The 20510-nt window shown below is 64.7% G+C and carries 18 protein-coding genes and 1 riboswitch; of the genes, 11 read left to right on the plus strand and 7 right to left on the minus strand.

The window, feature by feature from the left end; all coding sequences use genetic code 11:
* Window positions 1-216: 216 nt before the first annotated feature.
* Window positions 217-675 carry a hypothetical protein gene (locus tag EJ073_RS24665; protein ID WP_126057881.1) on the minus strand — a complete coding sequence of 153 codons (459 nt, stop codon included), beginning with the start codon at window positions 673-675 and terminating at the stop codon, window positions 217-219.
* A 610-nt stretch (window positions 676-1285) separates the two neighbouring features.
* Window positions 1286-2302 carry a hypothetical protein gene (locus tag EJ073_RS24670; RefSeq protein WP_126057882.1) on the minus strand — a complete coding sequence of 339 codons (1017 nt, stop codon included), beginning with the start codon at window positions 2300-2302 and terminating at the stop codon, window positions 1286-1288.
* Window positions 2303-2674: 372 nt separating this feature from the next.
* Between EJ073_RS24670 and glmM the strand changes: the two genes are divergently transcribed.
* The 7 genes from glmM (at window position 2675) to EJ073_RS24705 (ending at window position 12514) form a co-directional block, all read left to right on the plus strand.
* Window positions 2675-4027 (plus strand): phosphoglucosamine mutase, encoded by a 1353-nt coding sequence (gene glmM, locus EJ073_RS24675; RefSeq protein WP_126057883.1) that lies wholly within the window; start codon window positions 2675-2677, stop codon window positions 4025-4027.
* 227 nt (window positions 4028-4254) lie between these two features.
* Window positions 4255-5070, plus strand: a complete 816-nt coding sequence (locus tag EJ073_RS24680) for an outer membrane protein (protein WP_126057884.1) — start codon at window positions 4255-4257, stop codon at window positions 5068-5070.
* Window positions 5071-5275: 205 nt separating this feature from the next.
* Window positions 5276-6154 (plus strand): outer membrane beta-barrel protein, encoded by an 879-nt coding sequence (locus EJ073_RS24685; RefSeq protein WP_126057885.1) that lies wholly within the window; start codon window positions 5276-5278, stop codon window positions 6152-6154.
* 200 nt (window positions 6155-6354) lie between these two features.
* Complete coding sequence (locus EJ073_RS24690; RefSeq protein WP_126057886.1) at window positions 6355-7530, plus strand: phosphoserine transaminase; 1176 nt, start codon at window positions 6355-6357, stop codon at window positions 7528-7530.
* A 67-nt stretch (window positions 7531-7597) separates the two neighbouring features.
* Entirely contained in the window at window positions 7598-9199 is a 1602-nt protein-coding gene (gene serA, locus EJ073_RS24695; RefSeq protein WP_126057887.1) for a phosphoglycerate dehydrogenase, read from the plus strand.
* A gap of 268 nt (window positions 9200-9467) precedes the next feature.
* Entirely contained in the window at window positions 9468-10766 is a 1299-nt protein-coding gene (locus EJ073_RS24700) for an adenylosuccinate synthase (protein ID WP_126057888.1), read from the plus strand.
* A gap of 74 nt (window positions 10767-10840) precedes the next feature.
* The gene (locus EJ073_RS24705; RefSeq protein ID WP_126057889.1) at window positions 10841-12514 is read left to right on the plus strand and encodes a hypothetical protein; all 1674 of its coding nucleotides are present in this window, start codon (window positions 10841-10843) and stop codon (window positions 12512-12514) included.
* Between the two features lie 30 nt (window positions 12515-12544).
* On the opposite strand, the gene EJ073_RS32575 is transcribed toward EJ073_RS24705, so the two are convergent.
* The 3 genes from EJ073_RS32575 to EJ073_RS24715 form a co-directional block, all read right to left on the minus strand.
* Complete coding sequence (locus EJ073_RS32575; protein ID WP_245455346.1) at window positions 12545-12667, minus strand: CcdB family protein; 123 nt, start codon at window positions 12665-12667, stop codon at window positions 12545-12547.
* Entirely contained in the window at window positions 12664-12753 is a 90-nt protein-coding gene (locus tag EJ073_RS32580; RefSeq protein WP_348627217.1) for a hypothetical protein, read from the minus strand. Before EJ073_RS32580 ends, EJ073_RS32575 begins: the two co-directional genes overlap by 4 nt.
* Window positions 12754-12846: 93 nt before the next feature.
* On the minus strand, window positions 12847-13053 hold the full coding sequence (locus EJ073_RS24715; RefSeq protein WP_126057890.1) for a type II toxin-antitoxin system CcdA family antitoxin: 207 nt from the start codon (window positions 13051-13053) through the stop codon (window positions 12847-12849).
* Between the two features lie 119 nt (window positions 13054-13172).
* On the opposite strand from EJ073_RS24715, the gene EJ073_RS24720 reads away from it, so the two are divergent.
* Window positions 13173-14111, plus strand: a complete 939-nt coding sequence (locus EJ073_RS24720; RefSeq protein ID WP_126057891.1) for a homocysteine S-methyltransferase family protein — start codon at window positions 13173-13175, stop codon at window positions 14109-14111.
* 22 nt (window positions 14112-14133) lie between these two features.
* Here the strand turns inward: EJ073_RS24720 and EJ073_RS24725 are convergent, their stop codons facing one another.
* Window positions 14134-15954, minus strand: coding sequence for an ABC-F family ATP-binding cassette domain-containing protein (locus EJ073_RS24725; RefSeq protein WP_126057892.1), 1821 nt, complete (start codon window positions 15952-15954; stop codon window positions 14134-14136).
* A 1-nt stretch (window position 15955) separates the two neighbouring features.
* On the minus strand, window positions 15956-16600 hold the full coding sequence (locus EJ073_RS24730; RefSeq protein WP_126057893.1) for a thiamine diphosphokinase: 645 nt from the start codon (window positions 16598-16600) through the stop codon (window positions 15956-15958).
* A gap of 102 nt (window positions 16601-16702) precedes the next feature.
* A riboswitch (TPP riboswitch) is annotated at window positions 16703-16816 on the plus strand.
* A 43-nt stretch (window positions 16817-16859) separates the two neighbouring features.
* Here EJ073_RS24730 and thiB point away from each other — a divergent pair.
* The 3 genes from thiB to thiQ all read left to right on the plus strand — a co-directional run bounded on the left by thiB (window position 16860) and on the right by thiQ (window position 20455).
* Window positions 16860-17864 (plus strand): thiamine ABC transporter substrate binding subunit, encoded by a 1005-nt coding sequence (gene thiB / locus EJ073_RS24735; protein ID WP_126057894.1) that lies wholly within the window; start codon window positions 16860-16862, stop codon window positions 17862-17864.
* A gap of 225 nt (window positions 17865-18089) precedes the next feature.
* Window positions 18090-19700 (plus strand): thiamine/thiamine pyrophosphate ABC transporter permease, encoded by a 1611-nt coding sequence (gene thiP, locus EJ073_RS24740; protein WP_126057895.1) that lies wholly within the window; start codon window positions 18090-18092, stop codon window positions 19698-19700.
* Entirely contained in the window at window positions 19697-20455 is a 759-nt protein-coding gene (gene thiQ, locus EJ073_RS24745; RefSeq protein ID WP_126057896.1) for a thiamine ABC transporter ATP-binding protein, read from the plus strand. Before thiP ends, thiQ begins: the two co-directional genes overlap by 4 nt.
* The last annotated feature ends 55 nt before the right edge of the window (window positions 20456-20510 follow it).

The following is a 20510-nucleotide window of genomic DNA, read 5'->3' on the forward strand; positions in this document are numbered from 1 at the left end:
TGGTTTGACCTATCCGACGGCTTCACGCGACGCGTTGTAAATCAGGAGACGCGCCGGATGTGCGTTGAAGCGCCATCCTCGGGCCTGTCCCGAGGACCTGCCAACGCAACCGGGTTGGCGGTTTCCAGCTCCCGTCGCCCGACAGCAGATCCTCGGGACAGGCCCGAGGATGACGGCTTGGCGCGTGGGAATCGCCTTATCCGCCGTATCCGATTTTTATGATTCAGCTTTCAGCCGCGCATTGCACAGGCTGTAATAGCCGCCGCCCTTCTGGATCCAACGAAGGCCGTTCAACGTACCTGCCTCCTTGTTGCCGTGGTACCCCTGCAGGCAGGTCTTCATCCGCGCCTTCGCGGGCTTTTCGGTCTTGAACTCGGCGGCCAGCGTGGTCGGGAATGTCACGCCCGCCGGCGCTACGGGGGGCGCGACCGCCGCGCTGGTTTCCTTTTTCGGCTGCGGCTCGGTTTTGACCGTATCCGTGCTGACACTCTCGGCAACGGGCATCGCACATTTCTCCTTGCGGAAAGCGGCCCAGTCCATGCCGTTCAGAGTGCCGCCTTCCTTGGCTGCGCGATAGGTCTCTCCGCATTCCTTCATCGTCAGTGCGCTTGCAGGGGCGACGCCCCACGCAACCAATGCCGTCACAGCCAATACGGCCAATTTCAAACTAGACATAAGACCCTCCGGGTTGCTAACGAGATCGATGTCTTTTTGTATACTGTTTGTTCTGCATATGTTCAATCAGAATTTTTGCGAGCTACTATAAAGCCTGGCGGTGGGAAGTGTGGCGGTTGACGATACCGATCGCTCCAGAGAGATGCAGATGCGAGCAAGGCCGGCGCCGGCGGCCGCGGCAAGAAGGGCCCGGAGCCGGAAGGCGGCATGGAGCCCAGCTGCAGGGGTGATGATAAGCGAACACCTACCAAAAACGCAGCGGCTGGTCCGTGACGTTTTTGCTTTTGACCCGCTCTCTTTTCAAAAGCCGGCGCTGCCCCTCATCGCCCTGCCGGGCACTTCTCCCCGTATAGTGACGGGAGAAGGTGGCCGGCCGCGGCCCCGGCGCTTTTCCTGCAACGTTCGCGATTGGCGAAATCGGCGATGAGAGCGCCCCTCTCCCCGGAGAGGAAGCCGGCAGGCAGGTGAGGGGCAGCAAAAACGCCTCAGAAATATCCGCTGGCCAACTCGCAAATCAGATGCGGCGTACTCGCTCAAACACGCCCAACAAAGAAAAAGGCCCGCGAACTTTACGGTTCGCGGGCCTTCGTCAACCGTAAACGAAGCGAAATCAGCTCTTCAGCTTGGCGTTGCACAGGCTGTAGAAGCCGCCGCCCTTCTGAATCCACTTGAGGCCGTTCAGCGTGTTGGCGTCCTTGTTGGCATAGTACAGCTCGAGGCAGGTGTGCATGCGGCCCTTGGCCGGGGTCTCGCTGGCAAACTTCTTGGAGATCGCCGTCGGGAACTTCACGCCCTTGGGAGCGGCAACGGACGGCTTCTCGGGTTCGCTGGTGTAGGTCGCCTCCGTCGGAGCCGGCACCGTGTCGTCGTCGTCCGCGGCGGCGCCGCACTCTGCCTTGCGGAAGTCGTTCCACTTCATGCCGTTGAGCTTGTTGCCGGTCTTGGCCACCTGGTACTTGGCGCTGCAATCGGCCATGCTGAGGCCCTTGCCTCCTTCAGCGGCGGCGGCCTTGGTCGTTGCCTTGGCGGGTTCCGCCGCGGCGGTTGCGCCGGGGCCGCATTCGGCCTTGCGGAAGTCGTTCCACTTGACGCCGTTCAACGTGCCGGCGGCCTTGGCGGCCTGGTACTTGGCGCTGCATTCCTTGGTGGTCAGGCCCTTGGCGGTCTCCTCGGTCGCGGCCGCCGCCTTGGTGGTCTTGGCGGGTTTGGCGTCGGCAGCTGCGGCGGTGGCTCCGGCGCCGCACTCGCTCTTGCGGAAGTCGTTCCACTTCATGCCGTTCAAGGTGCCGGCAGCCTTTGCGGCCTGGTACTTGGTGCTGCATTCCTTCGCGGTCAGGCCCTTGGCCGCGTTGTCGTCGTCGGCGGCGGCCGCCTTGGAGTCGGACTTGGCCGCATCGCTTGCCTTCGCCGTCTTCTTGGCGGGCTTGGTGTCGGTGGTTGCGGCGGCATCGGTGCCGCATTCAGCCTTGCGGAACTGGTTCCACGTCTGGCCGTTAAGTGTTCCGGCGTCCTTTGCCGCGTTATACTTGGTGCTACACTCGGCGATGGTAAGCGCGTTGGCCGGCGCCGCCAGGAACAAGGTTGCGACGGCTAATCCCGTCAAGGTTGCAAGTCGATGGATGAGCATGGCGTTTTCTCCGTTGCTGTCGCCCATAGGTTGTCCCTTTGCGAAACCAATAGCCCTCAACGCCCGCCCGCGCCAGATGCTACCAGCGCGGACGCCCTCACAAACTGTGTTCCTCCCGATAAGGTGATGGAATCCTTGCGATCTGGTCCGCCTGAGCAAGGTTTGCGGGGCGAATCTACAGCCAACGGACCTGCAACGCCTGGTCCATTGCCGCAAGACTGGACGGCCATGTTAGGCTGTCGAATCACTTGACCAGCCCAGCACAATGATTTTCTAAGGAATGGTAATATATAATCACGAAATGTGATGATCGGGTGCGGCTCAATTGTGGCAATACGGGCGGCTGAAAAACCGACGGGGATCTAGAAACGCATGGCAGGGCAGTATTTTGGCACCGACGGCATTCGCGGACGCGCCAACAAGTTTCCGATGACGGCCGAGGTCGCCATGCGGGTCGGTATGGCGGCAGGCCTTTCGTTCCAGCGCGGCAGCCATCGCCACCGCGTCGTGCTCGGCAAGGACACGCGGCTTTCCGGCTACATGATCGAGAACGCGATGGTGTCGGGCCTGTGCGCGGCCGGCATGGACGTGTTCCTGCTTGGCCCCATTCCGACGCCGGCGGTCGCCATGCTGGTGCGCTCGCTGCGCGCCGACATCGGCGTGATGATCTCGGCCTCGCACAATCCGTATTATGACAACGGCATCAAGCTGTTCGGCCCCGACGGCTATAAGCTCTCCGACGAGATCGAGGAGCGCATCGAGGGCATGCTGGACAAGGATATCGAGCTGGCGCTTGCTGATTCCGACGGGCTCGGCCGCGCCAAGCGCGTCGACGGGGTGCACGACCGCTATATCGAATTCGCCAAGCGTACGCTGCCGCGCTCAATGTCGCTGTCGGGCCTCAGGATCGTCGTCGATTGCGCCAACGGCGCCGCCTACAAGGTGGCGCCCGAGGCACTTTGGGAACTCGGCGCCGAGGTCGTGGCCATCAATGTCGAGCCCAACGGCTTCAACATCAACAAGGAATGCGGCTCGACCCATCCGGCCGGCCTGCAGAAGAAGGTGCATGAAGTGCGCGCCGATATCGGCATCGCGCTCGACGGCGACGCCGACCGGGTGGTGATCGTCGACGAGAACGGCGCCATCGTCGATGGCGACCAGATCATGGCACTGATCGCCGAGTCCTGGCACCAGAGCGGGCGTCTGGCCGGCGGCGGTGTCGTGTCGACAGTGATGTCCAACCTCGGCCTCGAACGCTTCCTCGGCGACATGAAGCTGCAGCTGCACCGTACCAAGGTGGGAGACCGCTATGTCGTCGAGCACATGCGCGCGCATGGATTGAATGTCGGCGGCGAGCAATCCGGCCACATCGTGCTCTCGGATTTCTCGACCACGGGCGACGGGCTTGTGTCGGCGCTGCAGGTGCTGGCCTGCATCAAGCGGCAGAACCGGCCGGTCAGCGAGCTGTCAAAGAAGTTCGAGCCGGTGCCGCAGCTCTTGAAGAATGTCCGCATCGCCGGTGGCAAGCCGCTCGAGGAGGCGCCGGTCAAGGCGGCGATCGAGGATGCGCGCAACCGGCTCGGCAAGGCCGGGCGGCTGGTCATCCGGCCCTCCGGCACCGAGCCGCTGATCCGCGTCATGGCCGAGGGCGACGACCCGCAGCTGGTCGAGGCTGTCGTCAACGATCTCGTCGGCGTCATTTCGGAAACGCGCAGCGCCGCCTGAGTGCGCGAAGCAATCCAGCTCTGCAAGCCCGCCGTCAGGCGGGCTTTTTTGTCCGTGCGCGAGCGATGCGGTCGGCCCTGTTCGCAATGCGACTCTATCTAAAATTGTATAGATTCGTGGTTAATCGGTACGGTTAAACGGCTTTTAACCTTTGCAATTCATTATCCAAACCCGAAGTCAATCATCTTCGGGCGGGTGTCGTCCCGAGGCTTCTTAGGGGTGACAGCATGTTCAATACAAGAATGGCATTGTTTGCCGCGCTGTTCGCGGGGATGGCGGCACCAGCGCTCGCAGCCGATCTTACGGAGCCGCCAGTGGTCGAAGCGGCGCCGCCGCCGGTCGCCTACGAGCAGCCGGTCGAAGTCGGCGGCTGGTACATCCGCGGCGATATCGACTATCACTGGTCGAATTTGGGTAGCATCGACTACATCACGTACGGGCCGCCGCCCGGCACCAACGATTTCGATTTCGGCGACCTAAAGGGCGGGTTCTCGCTCGGCGGCGGCGTCGGTTATAAGGTCAATGACTACTTCCGCACTGATCTAACTGCCGATTACTGGTTCAAGTCAGACTTCAACGGCCAGACCTCGGATCTCGTCACGACATCGACCGAGGTTTCGAAGATGAGCGCCTTCCTTCTGCTGGCTAACGCGTATGCCGATCTCGGCACCTATCACGGGATCACGCCTTATGTCGGCGCCGGCATCGGCGGCGCGCGTATCAAGTGGGACACGGTCCGCGATCCGAACACCACCGAGACCAACCCCGGGTCGACCAACTGGCGTTTTGCCTACGCGCTCATGGCGGGCGCTTCCTATTGCTTGACCGACAAGATCATCTTTGACGCGGGCTACCGCTTCAGCCACATCCAGGGCGGCCGCATGTTCGAGTTTGATACGACTAGCTCGGGTCCTGGCTTCGACCACGGCATAAGCACGCACGAGGTACGCGGCGGTCTGCGCTATCAGTTCGGCGGCAACAATGGGTGCGCAGCGCCGGTAGTGGCCTATCAGCCTGAGCCGGAGCCGATCTACACCAAATAAGCTCTTCGAGATCCGAGAGTTCCTCAACCGCCCGGCTTTTCGCCGGGCGGTTTTCTGTTTGAGCTATTTGCCCGAACGAAAACTCTTCGCGATCAATTCGCTAACCGTCTGTTATCCTTAACCGGCACTTAACCACTATGGTTAACAATGCTCCTTGAAAAACGGTGCTGCGCTGCGGCGCGCGCCAAGTTCGGGAGCCGGGGACATGGTATTCAAATCGCGTATAGCGCTGGCGCTGGCCGCCATCGTGCTGATGCCGGTGACGCAGGCGCTGCCGGCCGACTACGATCCGCCGATCTATGTCGACCAGGCGCCGGACTACGTGCCGGTCGAGGTCGGCTCGGGATGGTACCTGCGCGGCGATATCGGCTACGCCTTCAACAAGCCCTACGACTTCTCGGAGTCGCCAACCGGCGTCATCACCGATGTCAGCGCGCTGTCCGCATCCGTCGGCATGGGTTACCACTTCAACGACTACTTCCGCGGCGAGCTGAATTTTGGCCTGCTGCCGACGAGCAAGTTCGACAACCAGTATGTCACCACCTGCGAGGGCACCGAGACGACGACCGTGACCGACAACACTTCGGGCACCATCGTCAGCCAGGTGTCTGGGCCCAGCACCCGGTCCTGTAACGGCTCGGACTATACGCGCAACAAGGCCTATGACGTCATGGCCAGCGCCTTCGTCGATCTCGGCACCTATGTCGGCTTCACCCCTTATCTCGGCGGTGGCGTGGGGCTGGCCTACAGCACCTACACGCTGGCCCAGGGCGCCAGGGACTGCGAGAACGACTCGACCTCGGTTGTTGGCGGCGGCAACACTACGACGACCAGCTTCAGCTGCTTTGATTCGAGCGTCTATGACGGCACGGTCACGCGCGAAAGGCAGTTCAACATGGCCTATATGCTTGGCGCCGGCTTCGCCTACCAGGTCAGCAAGAATGTCGCGCTCGATTTCGGCTACGAATATGTATCGGTGCCGGGGCTGAAGTACGCGACCATCGACAACGTCGGCACGCCGACGATCCACAAGGGCATCGACTATCAGCAGGTCAAGGTCGGGCTGCGTTACGATCTCTGGTGAGGTTCGCATCAGCAAGGACAAGCGCCATGGCGGGTCATGTGATCCGCCATTTGCTTTTGCCATCACCACCGGCCGCTGCGATGCGAATATCCCGTCAGCGACAAAAACTTTGCTCTTGACGCCGGAAGCCTGAACGCATATCGCCGTCCGTGGGCCACCCCTCCCCAACGAGGGGCCACTATCTGGAAGGATAGACCACGATGACGACGCTTACGAAGCCCGGACTCCGTCCGGCAAACCCCAATTTCTCCTCAGGTCCTTGCGCAAAACGCCCCGGCTGGTCGGTCGAGGCGCTGACCAAGGCTCCGCTCGGACGCTCGCATCGCGCCAAGATCGGCAAGAGCAAGCTCGAGCAGGCGATCGAGCTGACGCGCGAGATCCTCAAGGTTCCCACCGGCTACCGCATCGGCATCGTGCCGGCGTCCGACACCGGCGCGGTCGAGATGGCGCTGTGGTCGCTGCTCGGCGAGCGCGGCGTCGACATGGTCGCCTGGGAGAGCTTCGGCTCCGGCTGGGTGACCGATGTGGTCAAGCAGCTGAAGCTCGCCGACGTGCGCAGGTTCGAGGCCAGCTATGGCGCGCTTCCGGATCTGGCCAAGGTCGATTTCGACCGCGACGTCGTCTTCACCTGGAACGGCACCACATCGGGCGTGCGGGTTCCGAACGGCGATTTCATTCCTGCCGACCGGAAGGGCCTGACGATATGTGACGCGACGTCGGCCGCCTTCGCGCAAAGGCTCGACTTCGAAAAACTCGATGTCGTCACCTTCTCCTGGCAGAAGGTGCTGGGCGGCGAGGGCGCGCATGGCATGCTGATTCTGTCGCCGCGCGCCGTCGAGCGGCTGGAGACATACAAGCCTGCATGGCCGCTGCCGAAAATTTTCCGCCTCACCTCGGGCGGCAAGCTGATCGAAGGCATCTTCAAGGGCGAGACGATCAACACGCCGTCGATGCTGTGCGTCGAGGACTATCTCGACGCGCTTCATTGGGCGAAGTCGATCGGCGGCCTTGACGCCCTGATCGCCCGCGCCGACGCCAATGCGGCGGTGCTCGACCGTTTCGTCGCCACCTCGTCATGGCTTGGCCATCTCGCCGCCGATCCGGCGACGCGCTCGAACACATCGGTCTGCCTGTCCTTCACCGATCCGCAAGTCGCGGCGCTCGACGCCGACGGGCAGGCGGCTTTCGCCAAGGCGCTGGTCTCGGCGCTCGACAAGGAAGGTGTGGCCTACGACATCGGCGCCTACCGCGACGCACCGCCCGGCCTGCGCATCTGGTGCGGCGCGACTGTCGAGACCTCCGATCTCGAGGCGCTGCTGCCCTGGCTCGACTGGGCTTTTGCCGCGCAAAAGGCGTCGCTGAAGGCAGCTGCCTGAGTTTCCCGTGGCGGCCATCGGGGCCGCCCATTTCCAAACGGATCAATCCCTTTCGAAGGAGGCCGCCATGGCGCCCCGCGTTCTCGTCTCAGACAAACTTTCCACCACTGCTGTGCAGATCTTCAAAGACCGCGGCATCGAGGTCGACTATCTGCCCGACCTCGGCAAGGACAAGGAAAAGCTGCTCGAAGTCATTGGCCAGTATGACGGCCTCGCCATCCGCTCGGCCACCAAGGTCACCGAAAAGCTGATCAACGCCGCCACCAGGCTCAAGGTTGTCGGCCGCGCTGGCATCGGCGTCGATAATGTCGACATCCCGGCGGCAAGCCGCAAGGGCATCATCGTGATGAACACGCCCTTCGGCAATTCGATCACCACCGCCGAGCATGCTGTCGCCATGATCTTCGCCCTTGCCCGCCAGATTCCGGAAGCGAACGCCTCGACGCATGCCGGCAAGTGGGAAAAGAACCGCTTCATGGGCATCGAGATCACCAGCAAGACGCTCGGTGTCATCGGCTGCGGCAATATCGGTTCGATCGTCGCCACCCGCGGCGTCGGGCTCAAGATGCATGTTATCGCCTTCGACCCGTTCCTGTCTGACAGCCGCGCCGAGGAGCTCGGCGTCGAGAAGGTCGAGCTCGACGAGCTCTTCGCCCGCGCCGATTTCATCACGTTGCACACGCCGCTGACCGACAAGACGCGCAACATCATCGACGCCGCCGCGATCGCCAAGATGAAGACAGGCGTACGCATCATCAACTGCGCGCGCGGCGGGCTGATCGTCGAGGCCGATCTGGTCGCGGCACTGAAGAGCGGCAAGGTGGCGGGCGCCGGCATCGACGTGTTCGAGGTCGAACCGGCGGAGAACAACGAACTGTTCGGGATGGAGAATGTCGTGGCGACGCCGCATCTCGGCGCCTCCACCGCCGAGGCACAGGAGAATGTGGCGCTGCAGGTGGCAGAGCAGATGTCCGACTACCTGCTCAAGGGCGCCGTCTCCAACGCCATCAACATGCCCTCGATCACCGCCGAGGAGGCGCCGCGGCTGAAGCCCTTCGTCAAGCTCGCCGAAGTGCTCGGCGCCTTCGTCGGCCAGGTCACCGAGGATCCGATCAAGGAGGTCGAGATCCTGTTCGACGGCTCGACCGCGACCATGAACACGCGTGCCCTGATCAGCGCGACCCTTGCCGGTCTGATCCGGCCGCAGGTCTCCGACGTCAACATGGTGTCGGCGCCGATCATGGTGAAGGAACGCGGCATCATCGTCGCCGAGGTCAAGCGCGACAAGTCTGGCGTGTTCGACGGCTACATCAAGCTGACGGTCACCACCGAGCACAGGACGCGCTCGATCGCCGGCACCTGCTTTTCGGACGGCAAGCCGCGCTTCATCCAGATCAAAGGCATCAATCTCGACGCCGAAGTCGGCCAGCACATGCTTTATACGACCAACGCCGACGCGCCCGGCATCATCGGCCTGCTCGGCACCGTCTGCGGCGAGAACGGCGTCAACATCGCCAACTTCCAGCTCGGCCGCAACCGGCCGGGTGGCGATGCCATCGCGCTGCTCTATCTCGACGCGCCGTTCCCCGAAAATGTGCTCGATCAGCTGCGGGCGCACAAGTCGATCGACTCGGCCAAGCCGCTGCACTTCGACGTCGGCGTAGCCTGAAGCCCGTCCTGCCGATTTGCATGACAGCGCCGCGCGTGCGATAGCCGCGCGGCGCTGTCATTCGTGCCAGGCGTCGGCGCCGGAAAGTGCCTGGGAGGAATGCCGGCGTAATCGCGCCCTGCTCGCCTCGGCAAATCGCGCGAAAGGCGAAAAATGTTATGCCCCGGGCGGCGTTCGGCGGCAAAGAATGGTCGCGTCGGTCCGCTCTTGACGCTATAGAGGCCTGTCGTTTTCAAGCCGCCAGTCGGCATTTCAAGGGAAAAGCAACATGGCCAATGTGGTGGTCGTCGGCTCGCAGTGGGGCGACGAAGGCAAGGGCAAGATCGTCGACTGGCTGTCGGAGCGGGCCGATGTCGTCGTGCGCTTCCAGGGCGGCCACAATGCCGGCCACACGCTGGTCGTCGACGGCAAGGTCTACAAGCTGTCGCTTCTGCCTTCCGGCGTCGTGCGGCAAGGCAAGCTGTCGATCATCGGCAATGGCGTGGTCTTCGACCCGCACGCCTTCGTCGCCGAAGTGGCGAAACTGAAGGCGCAAGGCGTCGAGGTGACGCCGGATCGCCTGAAAATAGCCGAAAACACCGCGCTTATCCTGTCGCTGCACCGCGAATTGGACGGATTCCGTGAGGACGCCGCCTCCAATTCCGGGACAAAGATTGGCACGACCCGCCGCGGCATCGGCCCCGCTTACGAGGACAAGGTGGGACGGCGCGCGGTCAGGGTGATGGATCTGGCGGATTTGGAAACGCTTCCCCTGAAGGTCGACAGGCTGCTGACGCACCACAATGCGCTGCGCCGCGGGCTCGGCCATGGCGAAGTCACGCATGACGCGATCATGCGCGAGCTGACTTCGGTCGCCGACGAGATCCTGCCCTACATGGACCGGGTCTGGAAAGTTCTCGACGATCGGCGCCGCGCCGGCGAGCGGATCCTGTTCGAGGGCGCGCAAGGCACGCTGCTCGACATCGACCACGGCACCTATCCGTTTGTCACCTCGTCCAATACCGTCGCCGGCCAGGCCGCGGCCGGCTCGGGTGTGGGGCCGGGCGCCATCGGCTATGTGCTGGGCATCACCAAGGCCTACACGACGCGTGTCGGCGAGGGCCCGTTCCCGACCGAGCAGAAGAACGAGATCGGCGAGTTCCTCGGCACGCGTGGTCATGAATTCGGCGTCGTCACCGGCCGCAAGCGTCGCTGCGGCTGGTTCGACGCCGTGCTGGTGCGCCAGGCGGTGGCCGTCAACGGCATCAAGGGGATCGCGCTGACCAAGCTCGATGTGCTGGACGGACTCGACGAGATCAAGGTGTGCACCGCCTACCGCCTCGACGGCGAGACGATTGACTATCTGCCGGCCAGCCAGGGCGCGCAGGCGCGCGTCGAGCCGGTCTACGAGACGCTCGAAGGCTGGAAAGGCACCACCGCCGGCGCGCGCAGCTGGAACGATCTGCCGGCCCAGGCGGTCAAGTATGTACGTTACATCGAGGAGCTGATCGGCGCGCCGGTGGCGCTGCTCTCGACCAGCCCGGAGCGGGACGACACGATACTTGTGACTGATCCGTTTCAAGACTAGTTTCTCAGCCTTTCCGGGCTCAGCGGCTGATTTGCGGGGGCCGGCCCAGGAACAAAATGCGGGTCCACTGAAGCATGGCAGATTTCATCACCGTTCTGAAAAAGACGATCGACGGTCTCAGCGAAAACACGCCCGAGATGCGCTCGAAAGTCTATGACAAGGCGCGGGCGACAATCGCCAAGAAGCTTGCGGATCACGTCCCGCCTTTGGCGCCGTCGGTTGCCGATCAGCAGAAGCGCACGCTGGAGGATGCGATTTCCAACGTCGAGCGTGGTTATGCCAAAAGCCAGCCGGCGGTCGATCCGCTGGCCGAGCTGGAGCACATCTTCTCCTCGATCGATCGCAACAAGAACCAGCCGAGCCATGTGCGGCAGCCTGTCGTTGCCAAAGCCGAGCCTGCCAGGCCTGAGCCCGCCAAGCCGGAGCCTTTCCGGCCGGCTGCGCCAGTCGCCAAGGCGGAGCCAAGCTGGCAGAAGGCGCCGCAAACGCCTCCGCCATTCGAGACCGATGCCCGCCTGCCGGGCATGGACGCCTCGATGCCGAACGACCAGAATGACGTCTTTGTCAGTGAGGAAGAACCGGCGGCGGCCGACACGTTCCAGCGGCTGCGCCCTGCGGTGCGCAAACGCAGCTATGGCGGGCTGATCGCCGCTGCCGCCGCCGTCCTGGTGATCGGCGGTGGCGGCTATGGCATCTGGCTGAACAAGGACGCGTTCGGCTCCATGCTCGGCCTTGGCGGGAGCAAGACCGTCACCACGGAGCCGCTGGTGAAGCCGGCTCCGGCCAAGCCGGCGGCCGACGTCGCGGCAACACCGCCGGCGGCGGCCACCGGCGAAACGGCCGAAGCGACCAAATTCACCCAGCGCCTGACGCCGGAGGGCAAGGAGACCGATCCCGGCCCCGCCGGCGGGCAAAGCGGCATTGGCGAAGGCGAATCCGTCGCCGCGCTGACGACGCCGCCACCGGCTGCGCCCGTGGTGCCGGCGCCGACCAGCCCGCCGGCGGCGGCAACCGGCGCTCCCGCAGCTCCCGCGCCCGGGGCGGCAACACCGCCGGCAGATGGCGCCACACCCGCAACGCCGGCAGATGCGGCCGCGACGCCGCCGGTACCGCCCGCTGGCGCACAGCCAGCCGCGCCGGCCACCGGCGCCGCACCGTCGACACCGGCGGCAGCGCCGGTTGAAACCGCGCTGCCGGTCGGCCAGAAGGCGATCTTCTACGAGGAACGCACCAGCACCCAGCAGGGCTCGGCCGAGCCGGGCAACATCGTCTGGTCGCTGGTGCAGGAATCGCCGGGCGGCGATCTGCCGCCGGAACCGGCGATCCGCGCCGAGGCGACGATACCGGGCAAGGACATCCAGCTGCGCATGACGATCAGGCGCAACACAGACCAGACGCTGCCGGCCAGCCACATCATCGAGATGATCTTCCTCACGCCGGAAGGATTTGACGGCGGCGGCGTCGACAACATCCTGCGCATCGCCATGAAGAGTTCCGAACAGGATGCCGGCAGCCCGCTGATCGGCATCCCGGCCAAGATCGCCGACGGCTTTTTCCTCGTCGCGCTCAACGACACCAAGGCCGATGAGGACGCCAATCTGACGCTGCTCAGGGGCCAGGACTGGATCGATGTGCCGGTCGTCTACAAGACCGGGCGGCGCGCCCTGCTCACCATGGAAAAGGGCATCCCCGGCGAGAAGGTGTTCGACGAGGCGCTGAAGGCCTGGCAGGCGAAGACGTCTGGTTGACTCGCAGCGGTGGCTTGAGGCCCTCGCCGCTCAGAACCCCTGGAACGGCATGTCGAGCGCAGCGGCGATCTCGTCGTGAGGCCGCATCAGGTTCAGCCGGCTCGCGCCAAGTTCCGTCGTCGAAACCGTGGCGAGCAGATGGGTGGCCATCACCAGCTGCGTCCGTTGATCTCAAAGATCGGATGGAGCTTCCGCATTGCAGGCGGCGCCACCGAGACGGGCAGAAGTGGGACCACCACCCGTGTCTTGAAGTGATCGAGCAGATCGGATTGAACGTCGAGAGGATAGCCGCCTTCGATGCCGTCTGGCGGCGAATACGTCGTAGCGCGCCATCAGAACTGCCGGTGCTCCTTGAGCGGAACACCATGTGCTTCGACATAGCCGTTCCAGGCGTCCATCGTTGCGCGGTTCTCAAGCTTCCAGAGCCGCGTCTTTTCGGCTGCCACTGCTTCGGCTATCCCGGCTTCGGCGGCGCGCGAGACGTTCACGTTGAGCCCCTTTGCTTCCTTCATCAACTGTGAATGAGGCCTCCGCAACATGCGTATTCCATATGCGCATCCGGGGCACCGCCGCAACGGCTGGGCTGCGCGGGCGGCATGACGAAATTGATGCCATATGCTAATGTTCGCGAGATCGGTGGGCGAGATCGTGCACGGCGATGACCAATGCGAAGATCAACCTTCGTGAGCTCGGCGAAACCATCCTTCTGACAGATGGCGGCCTCGAAACGTCGCTCGTCTTCCTGGAAGGGCTCGATCTGCCGTTCTTTGCCGCTTTCCCCCTGCTTGCGACCGATGAGGGCCGAGAGAGGCTCGGGCGCTATTTCCGTCAATATCTGGATATCGCCGAACAGCGCGGCGTCGGCTTTGTTCTCGACACGCCGACATGGCGCGCCAATCCCGACTGGGCCGGGAAACTCGGCTACTCGCGCAGTGAGCTGTCGGCCGCGAACCGGCGCGCGGTCACGTGGGCGCGTGCGCTGGCAGCGCCCTATGCGGCGCGTGGGATGCTTGTCCTCGTGAATGGGGTAGTCGGGCCGCGCGGCGACGGCTACCGGGTCGATGCAGCGATGACGACGGCCGAGGCCGAAACCTATCACAGCGACCAGATCAGAGCGTTCCGCGATGCCGGCGTCGATATGGTCAGCGCCGTCACCATGACCTATTCGCACGAGGCCGCCGGCATAGCTTGCGCGGCCATGGCATCGGGGCTCCAATCGGTGATTTCCTTCACCGTCGAGACGGATGGGCGCCTGCCTTCCGGCGAAAGCCTGAAAGACGCCATCGAAACCGTTGACGACGAGACTGACGGCGCCCCGGCCTATTTCATGATCAACTGCGCGCACCCCAGCCATTTCGATGCGGTTCTTGCCGCCGGCGAAGGCTGGATAGGTCGCATTCGCGGCGTGCGGGCCAACGCATCCGCCAAGAGCCATGCCGAGCTCGACGCAGCGACCGAACTCGACCCCGGCGATCCGGTCGATTTCGGTCGGCGCTATAGCGCGATGCGCGACCGCTTCGGTCACATCGCCGTGCTTGGCGGCTGCTGCGGCACGGACAGACGCCATATTGCCGCGATCTGCGACGCCTGTCTGTGAGGGCAGCTAGCGGGAGGAGGGACTACCCCTCCATTTCCTCGCGCAGCATCTCCAGTTCCAGCCACTCTTCTTCCAGCGCGGCCAGCGTCGCGCGTTCCTTGTCGAGGGCGGCGATGGTCTTCTGGAACGAGGCCGGGTCGCGCTCGTAATAGGAGAGATCGGCGATGTTGTTCTCCAGCCTGGAGATCGACGCGGTCACCGCCTCGATCTTCCTGGGCAGGGATTCCAGCGCGAATTTCTGCTTGAACGACAGTTTCTTCGCTGGGACTTTCGGCGGCGCCGGCTCTGCCTTGCCGGTGGCCGCCTGTTCCGCCGTATCCGCTTTCGGCCTCGCCTTGCGATCCTCCAGCTTCGAGCCGCCGCGCTGCGCCAGCATATCGGAATAGCCGCCGGCATATTCGATCCAGCGGCCGGCGCCATCCGGCGCGATCACGCTGGTGACGGTGCGGTCGAGGAAATCGCGATCGTGGCTGACCAGGATGACCGTGCCGGCAAAGCTGGCGACCAGTTCCTGAAGCAGTTCCAGCGTCTCCATGTCGAGGTCGTTGGTCGGCTCGTCGAGCACCAGCAGGTTCGCGGGCCTGGCCAGCACGCGGGCGAGCAGCAGCCGCGCGCGTTCGCCGCCCGAAAGCTCGCGCACCGGCGTACGCGCCTGCTCCGGCTTGAACAGGAAGTCCTTCATGTAGGAAACGACATGGCGCTGCTCGCCATTGACGAGAAGGTTCTCGCCGCGCCCGTCGGTGAGGTAGTGCGCCAGCGTCTCGGCCGGATCGACGGCCTCGCGCTTCTGGTCGAGCGTGGCGATCTCGAGATTGACGCCGAGCCGCACAGTGCCGGCGTCAGGCGCCAGTTCACCGGTCAGCATCTTCAGCAGCGTCGTTTTTCCGGCGCCGTTCGGGCCGACCAAACCGACGCGGTCGCCGCGCTGGATGCGGCTCGAGAAGCCCTTGACCACGGTGAGGTCGCCGAAGCTCTTTTCGATGCTCTTGGCCTCGATCACCAGCTTGCCGGACTCGGCGGCGTCGCTGGCCACCAGGGTGGCCGTGCCCTCGGCGCCGCGATGGCTGCGGAAACGCTGGCGCATGGTCTGCAGTTCGCCGAGCCGTCGCATGTTGCGCTTGCGCCGTGCGGTCACGCCGTAGCGCAGCCAGTGCTCCTCGCGCACGATCTGGCGGCCGAGCTTGTGCTGCTCGCGCTCTTCCTCTTCCAGCACCTGGTCGCGCCATTCCTCGAAATGGCCGAAACCCTTGTCCAGCCGTTTGGTCTGGCCGCGGTCGAGCCAGACAGTGGCGCGCGATACGCGCTCGAGAAAACGACGGTCGTGCGAAATCAGGATCACCGCAGAGGAGGTGCGGGCAAGCTCCTCTTCCAGCCATTCGATCACCGACAGGTCGAGATGGTTGGTCGGCTCGTCCAGCAGCAGAATGTCGGGCTCCGGCGCCATGACGCGGGCAAGGGCCGCGCGGCGCGCCTCGCCGCCGGAAAGGTCGTTTGGCCGCTCCTCGCCGGTCAGGCCAAGATGCTCCATCAGATAGGTGGCGCGGTAGGGATCGTCGGCCGGTCCGAGCCCTGCCTCGACATAGGCGCGCACATTGGCGAAGCCATCCATGTCGGGCATTTGCGGCAGGTAACGCACCGTCGCCGAAGGCTGGCGGAACACCTCGCCATCCTGTGGTTCGATCATGCCGGCGGCGATCTTGAGCAGCGTCGACTTGCCGGAGCCGTTGCGGCCGACCAGCGCGATCTTGTCGCCGGCGGACGCGCTGAGCGCCGCGCCATCGAGCAGCGGCGTGCCGCCGAAGGTCAGTCTTATCCCGTCGAGATTGAGAAGAGGCGGGGCCATGTCAGCTTTCAGGAAGGGGATAGGGGTGAGCGAGCAGCAACGCGCGCCCGTGGCCGAGCGCGATCTCAAGCCGCCCCTTGACCTCGTTTGATATAGTCAGCGACGAGCCGAACGTCACCTCGACGTGATCGAGCGGCCATTTGGCGCCGGCGACGCTCAGGCCGGAAAGGTCGGAGAAGCCGAGCACCGAAAACAGCGTGCCGTCGGCATAGTCGAAGCCGGCCTTGCCAGGCAAAAGCGGAATGCCTTCCTGCGCGCCGCTGGTCATAACCACGCTCATGCCGGCCTCGGCCAGGCGAACCGCGAGTGCCAGATGCAGGAAGGCGTGGTCAGCGCGCTTGCCGCCGAAGGCGCCGGCCAGCACGAGGCCGGTGGCGCCGCGCTCGAGGGCGGCGGCGATCGCCAACTCGCCGTCCGTCTTGTCCTTCTCGGCCGGAAACACCTGGCGTGGCACGGCGGCCAGATCATCCGGCAAATCCGGCGGCACGGAATCGAAATCGCCGACCCAGAGCTCAGGCGTCAGGCCCAGCATGCGGGCATGGCCGATGCCGCCATCGGCGGCGATGACGCGCGCGCCGGCCAGCTGGCTGTCGAGCCGCGGCGTGCGGACGAGGTCGCCGCCAAGCAGGATGGTGAATGTGCCCATGGGCGTCGCCCTTACCAGCCCCGCCCGAGAAACGGAAGCCGGGGGTGCAGGCACCCGGCAAACTTCCGCTTGCGCGGTGCCGTGCCCGGGCCTATGTGTCGAAACGCTCTAACGGGGTGCCGGACGCGGGTTTTCGCGGACCGGCTGAGAGGCAACCGCCAACCCGCTGAACCTGATCCGGTTTGTACCGGCGGAGGGATTAGACGTCTCGGACCATCCGGCGCCTCAATTCCTTTCAATACCAACGAAGGAGGCGCCGATGCGCACGCTCTTGTCCCACCTTGTTCTGGCAACCGGCCTGGTTTCGCTTCTGGCGGGTCCGGCGGCCGCGAAGGACAAGCTCACCGTCTATACCTATGAGAGCTTCACCGCCGACTGGGGTCCCGGCCCGGCGGTAAAGAAGGAATTCGAGGCCGAATGCGGCTGCGATCTCGAATTCGTCTCGGTCGCCGATGGCGTGGCGTTACTCAACCGCGTCAAGCTGGAGGGCGCGGCGACCAAGGCCGACATCGTGCTCGGCCTCGACACCAACCTGACGGCCGAAGCCAAGGCGAGCGGCCTGTTCGCGCCGCATGGCGACGTGTCCGGCCTCAATGTCCCCGGCAACTGGAGCGACGACACATTCGTGCCGTTCGACTATGGCTATTTCGCCGTCGTCTACGACACCGAAAAGCTGAAAGTCCCGCCGAAGAGCCTGAAGGAACTGGTCGAGGGCAGCGCCACCGACAAGATCGTCATCCAGGATCCACGCACCTCGACGCCCGGCCTCGGCCTGCTGCTCTGGGTCAAGTCGGTCTATGGCGACAAGGCGCCGGAAGCCTGGGCCAAGCTCAAGTCCAAGGTGCTGACGGTGACGCCGGGCTGGAGCGAGGCCTATGGCCTGTTTACCAAGGGCGAGGCGCCGATGGTGCTGTCCTACACCACCTCGCCGGCCTATCACATGGTCGCCGAGAAAACTGAACGCTACCAGGCCGCGTCCTTCGAGGAGGGCGAATATCTGCAGATCGAGGTTGCCGGCATCACCACGACAGGGGCGAAGAATCCGCTGGCGGAGAAGTTCATCGCCTTCATGACCGGCCCGAAATTCCAGGATGTCATCCCCGAGACCAACTGGATGTTCCCGGCCGGTAAGACCGACAAGCCGCTCAATCCGGCCTTCGACAAATTGGTCAAGCCGACCAAGACCTTGCTGTTCAGCGCCGATGAGGTCGCCGCCAACCGCAAGGCCTGGGTGGACGAATGGCTGGCGGCGATGAGCAAGTAGGCTTTCGATCGCCTCGATGTCTGCGCCAAGCCACCCCCTCTGTCCTGCCGGACATCTCCCCCTCAAGGGGGAGATTGGCTGTCACGGCGGTTTTCGCCAACCTTTGGCGGTGTGGGATGGAACGCGGCGTCGACGCTGCTGATCTCCCCCTAGAGGGGAGATGTCCGGCAGGACAGAGGGGGGGCGAAGGAACGCGGCTTTCGCTAAGTTCCGCCAGGGTGCAGCGTGCAGCTCGCGCCTCGCTCTGACCCCCGCATCACCGCCGGCATCGCCGCGCTAGGCGCCATCACCTTGCTGATCGGCGGGGCGTTCGCCGGCCTCGTCCTTGAAGGCGCGCATGATTTCTCCGGCGCCGCCTCGGCCTTCGATCCCTATATCCTGCGCGTCGTCCGCTTCACACTCTGGCAGGCGCTGTTGTCGACCCTGCTTTCCGTTGTGCCGGCGCTGTTCGTCGCGCGCGCGCTCTCCCGGCATCCGCTTTTTCCGGGCCGCGGGCTGATCCTGCAGCTCTTCGCCCTGCCGCTGGCGCTGCCGGCCATTGTCGCGGCGCTCGGCATCCTGGCGCTCTACGGCAATGCCGGCTATTTCGCCGGCCTGCTCGGCGGACGGAACTGGCCGGGCATCTACGGACTGTCCGGCATCCTCGTTGCCCATGTCTTCTTCAACTTGCCCCTGGCCACGCGGCTGTTCCTCGAGGCGCTGGGCACGGTGCCGGCCAATCACTGGCGATTGGCAAGCCAGCTCGGCATGGGCGGTCGGCCCGCCTTCCGGCTGATCGAATGGCCGGCGTTGCGGGCAGCGCTGCCCGGTGTCTCCGGGCTGGTCTTCATGCTTTGCATCACCTCCTTCACCATCGTGCTGACGCTCGGCGGCGGGCCGGCCGCCACGACGCTGGAGGTCGCCATCTACCAGGCGCTGCGCTTCGATTTCGATCCGGCGCGGGCGGTGACGCTGACGCTGCTGCAGATCGCGCTGACCTTCGCCGTAGTGCTTGCACTGACGCGGCTCGGCGCCAACACCGTCGGCGACGCCAACCTGCCGGTGGCGCCGCGCCGGTACTTTTCGGCGAGCCCGGCGGAAACCTCGCTGAACGCGGCTCTGATCGTGCTCGCGCTGCTGTTCGTCGCCGGACCGATGGCGGCCACGGTCGCGGCGGGCCTCGGCGCCGATCTCGGCCGGCTCGCCGGCGAGAGCGCGGTGCGGCAGGCGACGCAGACCAGCGTGGTGCTGGCCTTCCTGTCGGCGTCGCTCGCGGTGGCGATGTCGCTGGCGCTGATCGCGGCGCGCCGGGCGCTGGCCCTGAAGCGCTGTGCCGGCCGCAAGACATTGCTGGAGCACGCAACGGATACCGGTGCCGGGTTCGTCCTCGTCGTACCGCCCATCGTCGTCGGCGCCGGCTGGTTCCTGCTTTTGCGTACGGTCAGCGACGTCTTTGCCCTCGCCCCGGTGATGGTCGTCGCAGTCAACGCGGTGATGGCGATGCCCTTTGCCATCCGCGCGATCCGCCCCGCCTACGATGCAGCAAGCGAGCGCCACGAGAGGCTCTGCCTGCTGCTCGGCATATCAGGCTGGAACCGGCTCAGCCTGGTCGACTGGCCGTCGCTCAGGCGGCCGCTCGCAACCGGCTTCGCCTTCGCCATGGCCCTGTCGCTCGGCGATCTCGGCGTAATCGCGCTGTTCGGCAGCGATTCCGTGCAGACCTTGCCCTATCTTCTGCTGGCGCGCATGGGCAGCTATCGCACCGCCGACGCCGCCGGCCTTGCCTTGCTGCTCGGTCTCGTCTGCCTGGCGCTGGTGCTTGCCGCCGATCGCCTCGGGCAAGGAGAGAAATCATGACGCCGGCGAAGGAAGTCGGGGCGAAAGGCGCGGCCGTCCGGCTCGAGGACGCTTCGTTCAGCTATGGCGAAGCGCCGTTCCGTTTCGACGTCGGGTTCGCCGCCTCGAAGATCACCGCCATCATGGGGCCGAGCGGTTCGGGAAAGTCGACGCTGCTCAACCTGGTGGCTGGTTTCGAGATGCCAGGATCCGGCCGCGTGCTGATCGACGGTGGCGATGTCAGCGCCGCGCCGCCTTCGGTGAGGCCGGTCTCGATGGTGTTCCAGGAGAACAATCTGTTCGCCCATCTTTCGGTGGAGCGGAATGTCGGGCTCGGCCGCTCGCCGTCGCTCAGCCTCACTGATGCCGACCATGCGGCAATTGCCGATGCGCTGGCGCGTGTCGGCCTTGCGGGCAAGGAGAGGCGCCTGCCACGCGAGCTTTCCGGCGGCGAGCGGCAGCGCGTCGCGCTGGCGCGCGTGCTGGTGCGCGACCGGCCGGTGCTCTTGCTCGACGAGCCGTTCGCCTCGCTCGGACCGGCGCTGCGCGACGACATGCTCGATTTGCTGGCCAGTGTCCATACCGAACGGCAGATGACGGTGCTGTTCGTCACGCACCAGCCGGAGGACGCGCGCCGCATCGGCCAGGACATGGTCTTCCTTGACAACCACACGGTCGCCGCGACGGGGACGGCGGCCAACTTCTTCGACGCCTCTGGACCGGACGGCTTTCGGCGCTATGTCGGCATGGATCCAGCCAAGGGGCGTCGCGCCTGAACGACCTCAAGGGATGCGCTTGGGTTCTGTTTTTGAGCAGGTCGTTGCCTCAAAA

The sequence above is a fragment of the Mesorhizobium sp. M4B.F.Ca.ET.058.02.1.1 genome (assembly GCF_003952505.1).
In the GTDB taxonomy this organism is placed as follows: domain Bacteria; phylum Pseudomonadota; class Alphaproteobacteria; order Rhizobiales; family Rhizobiaceae; genus Mesorhizobium.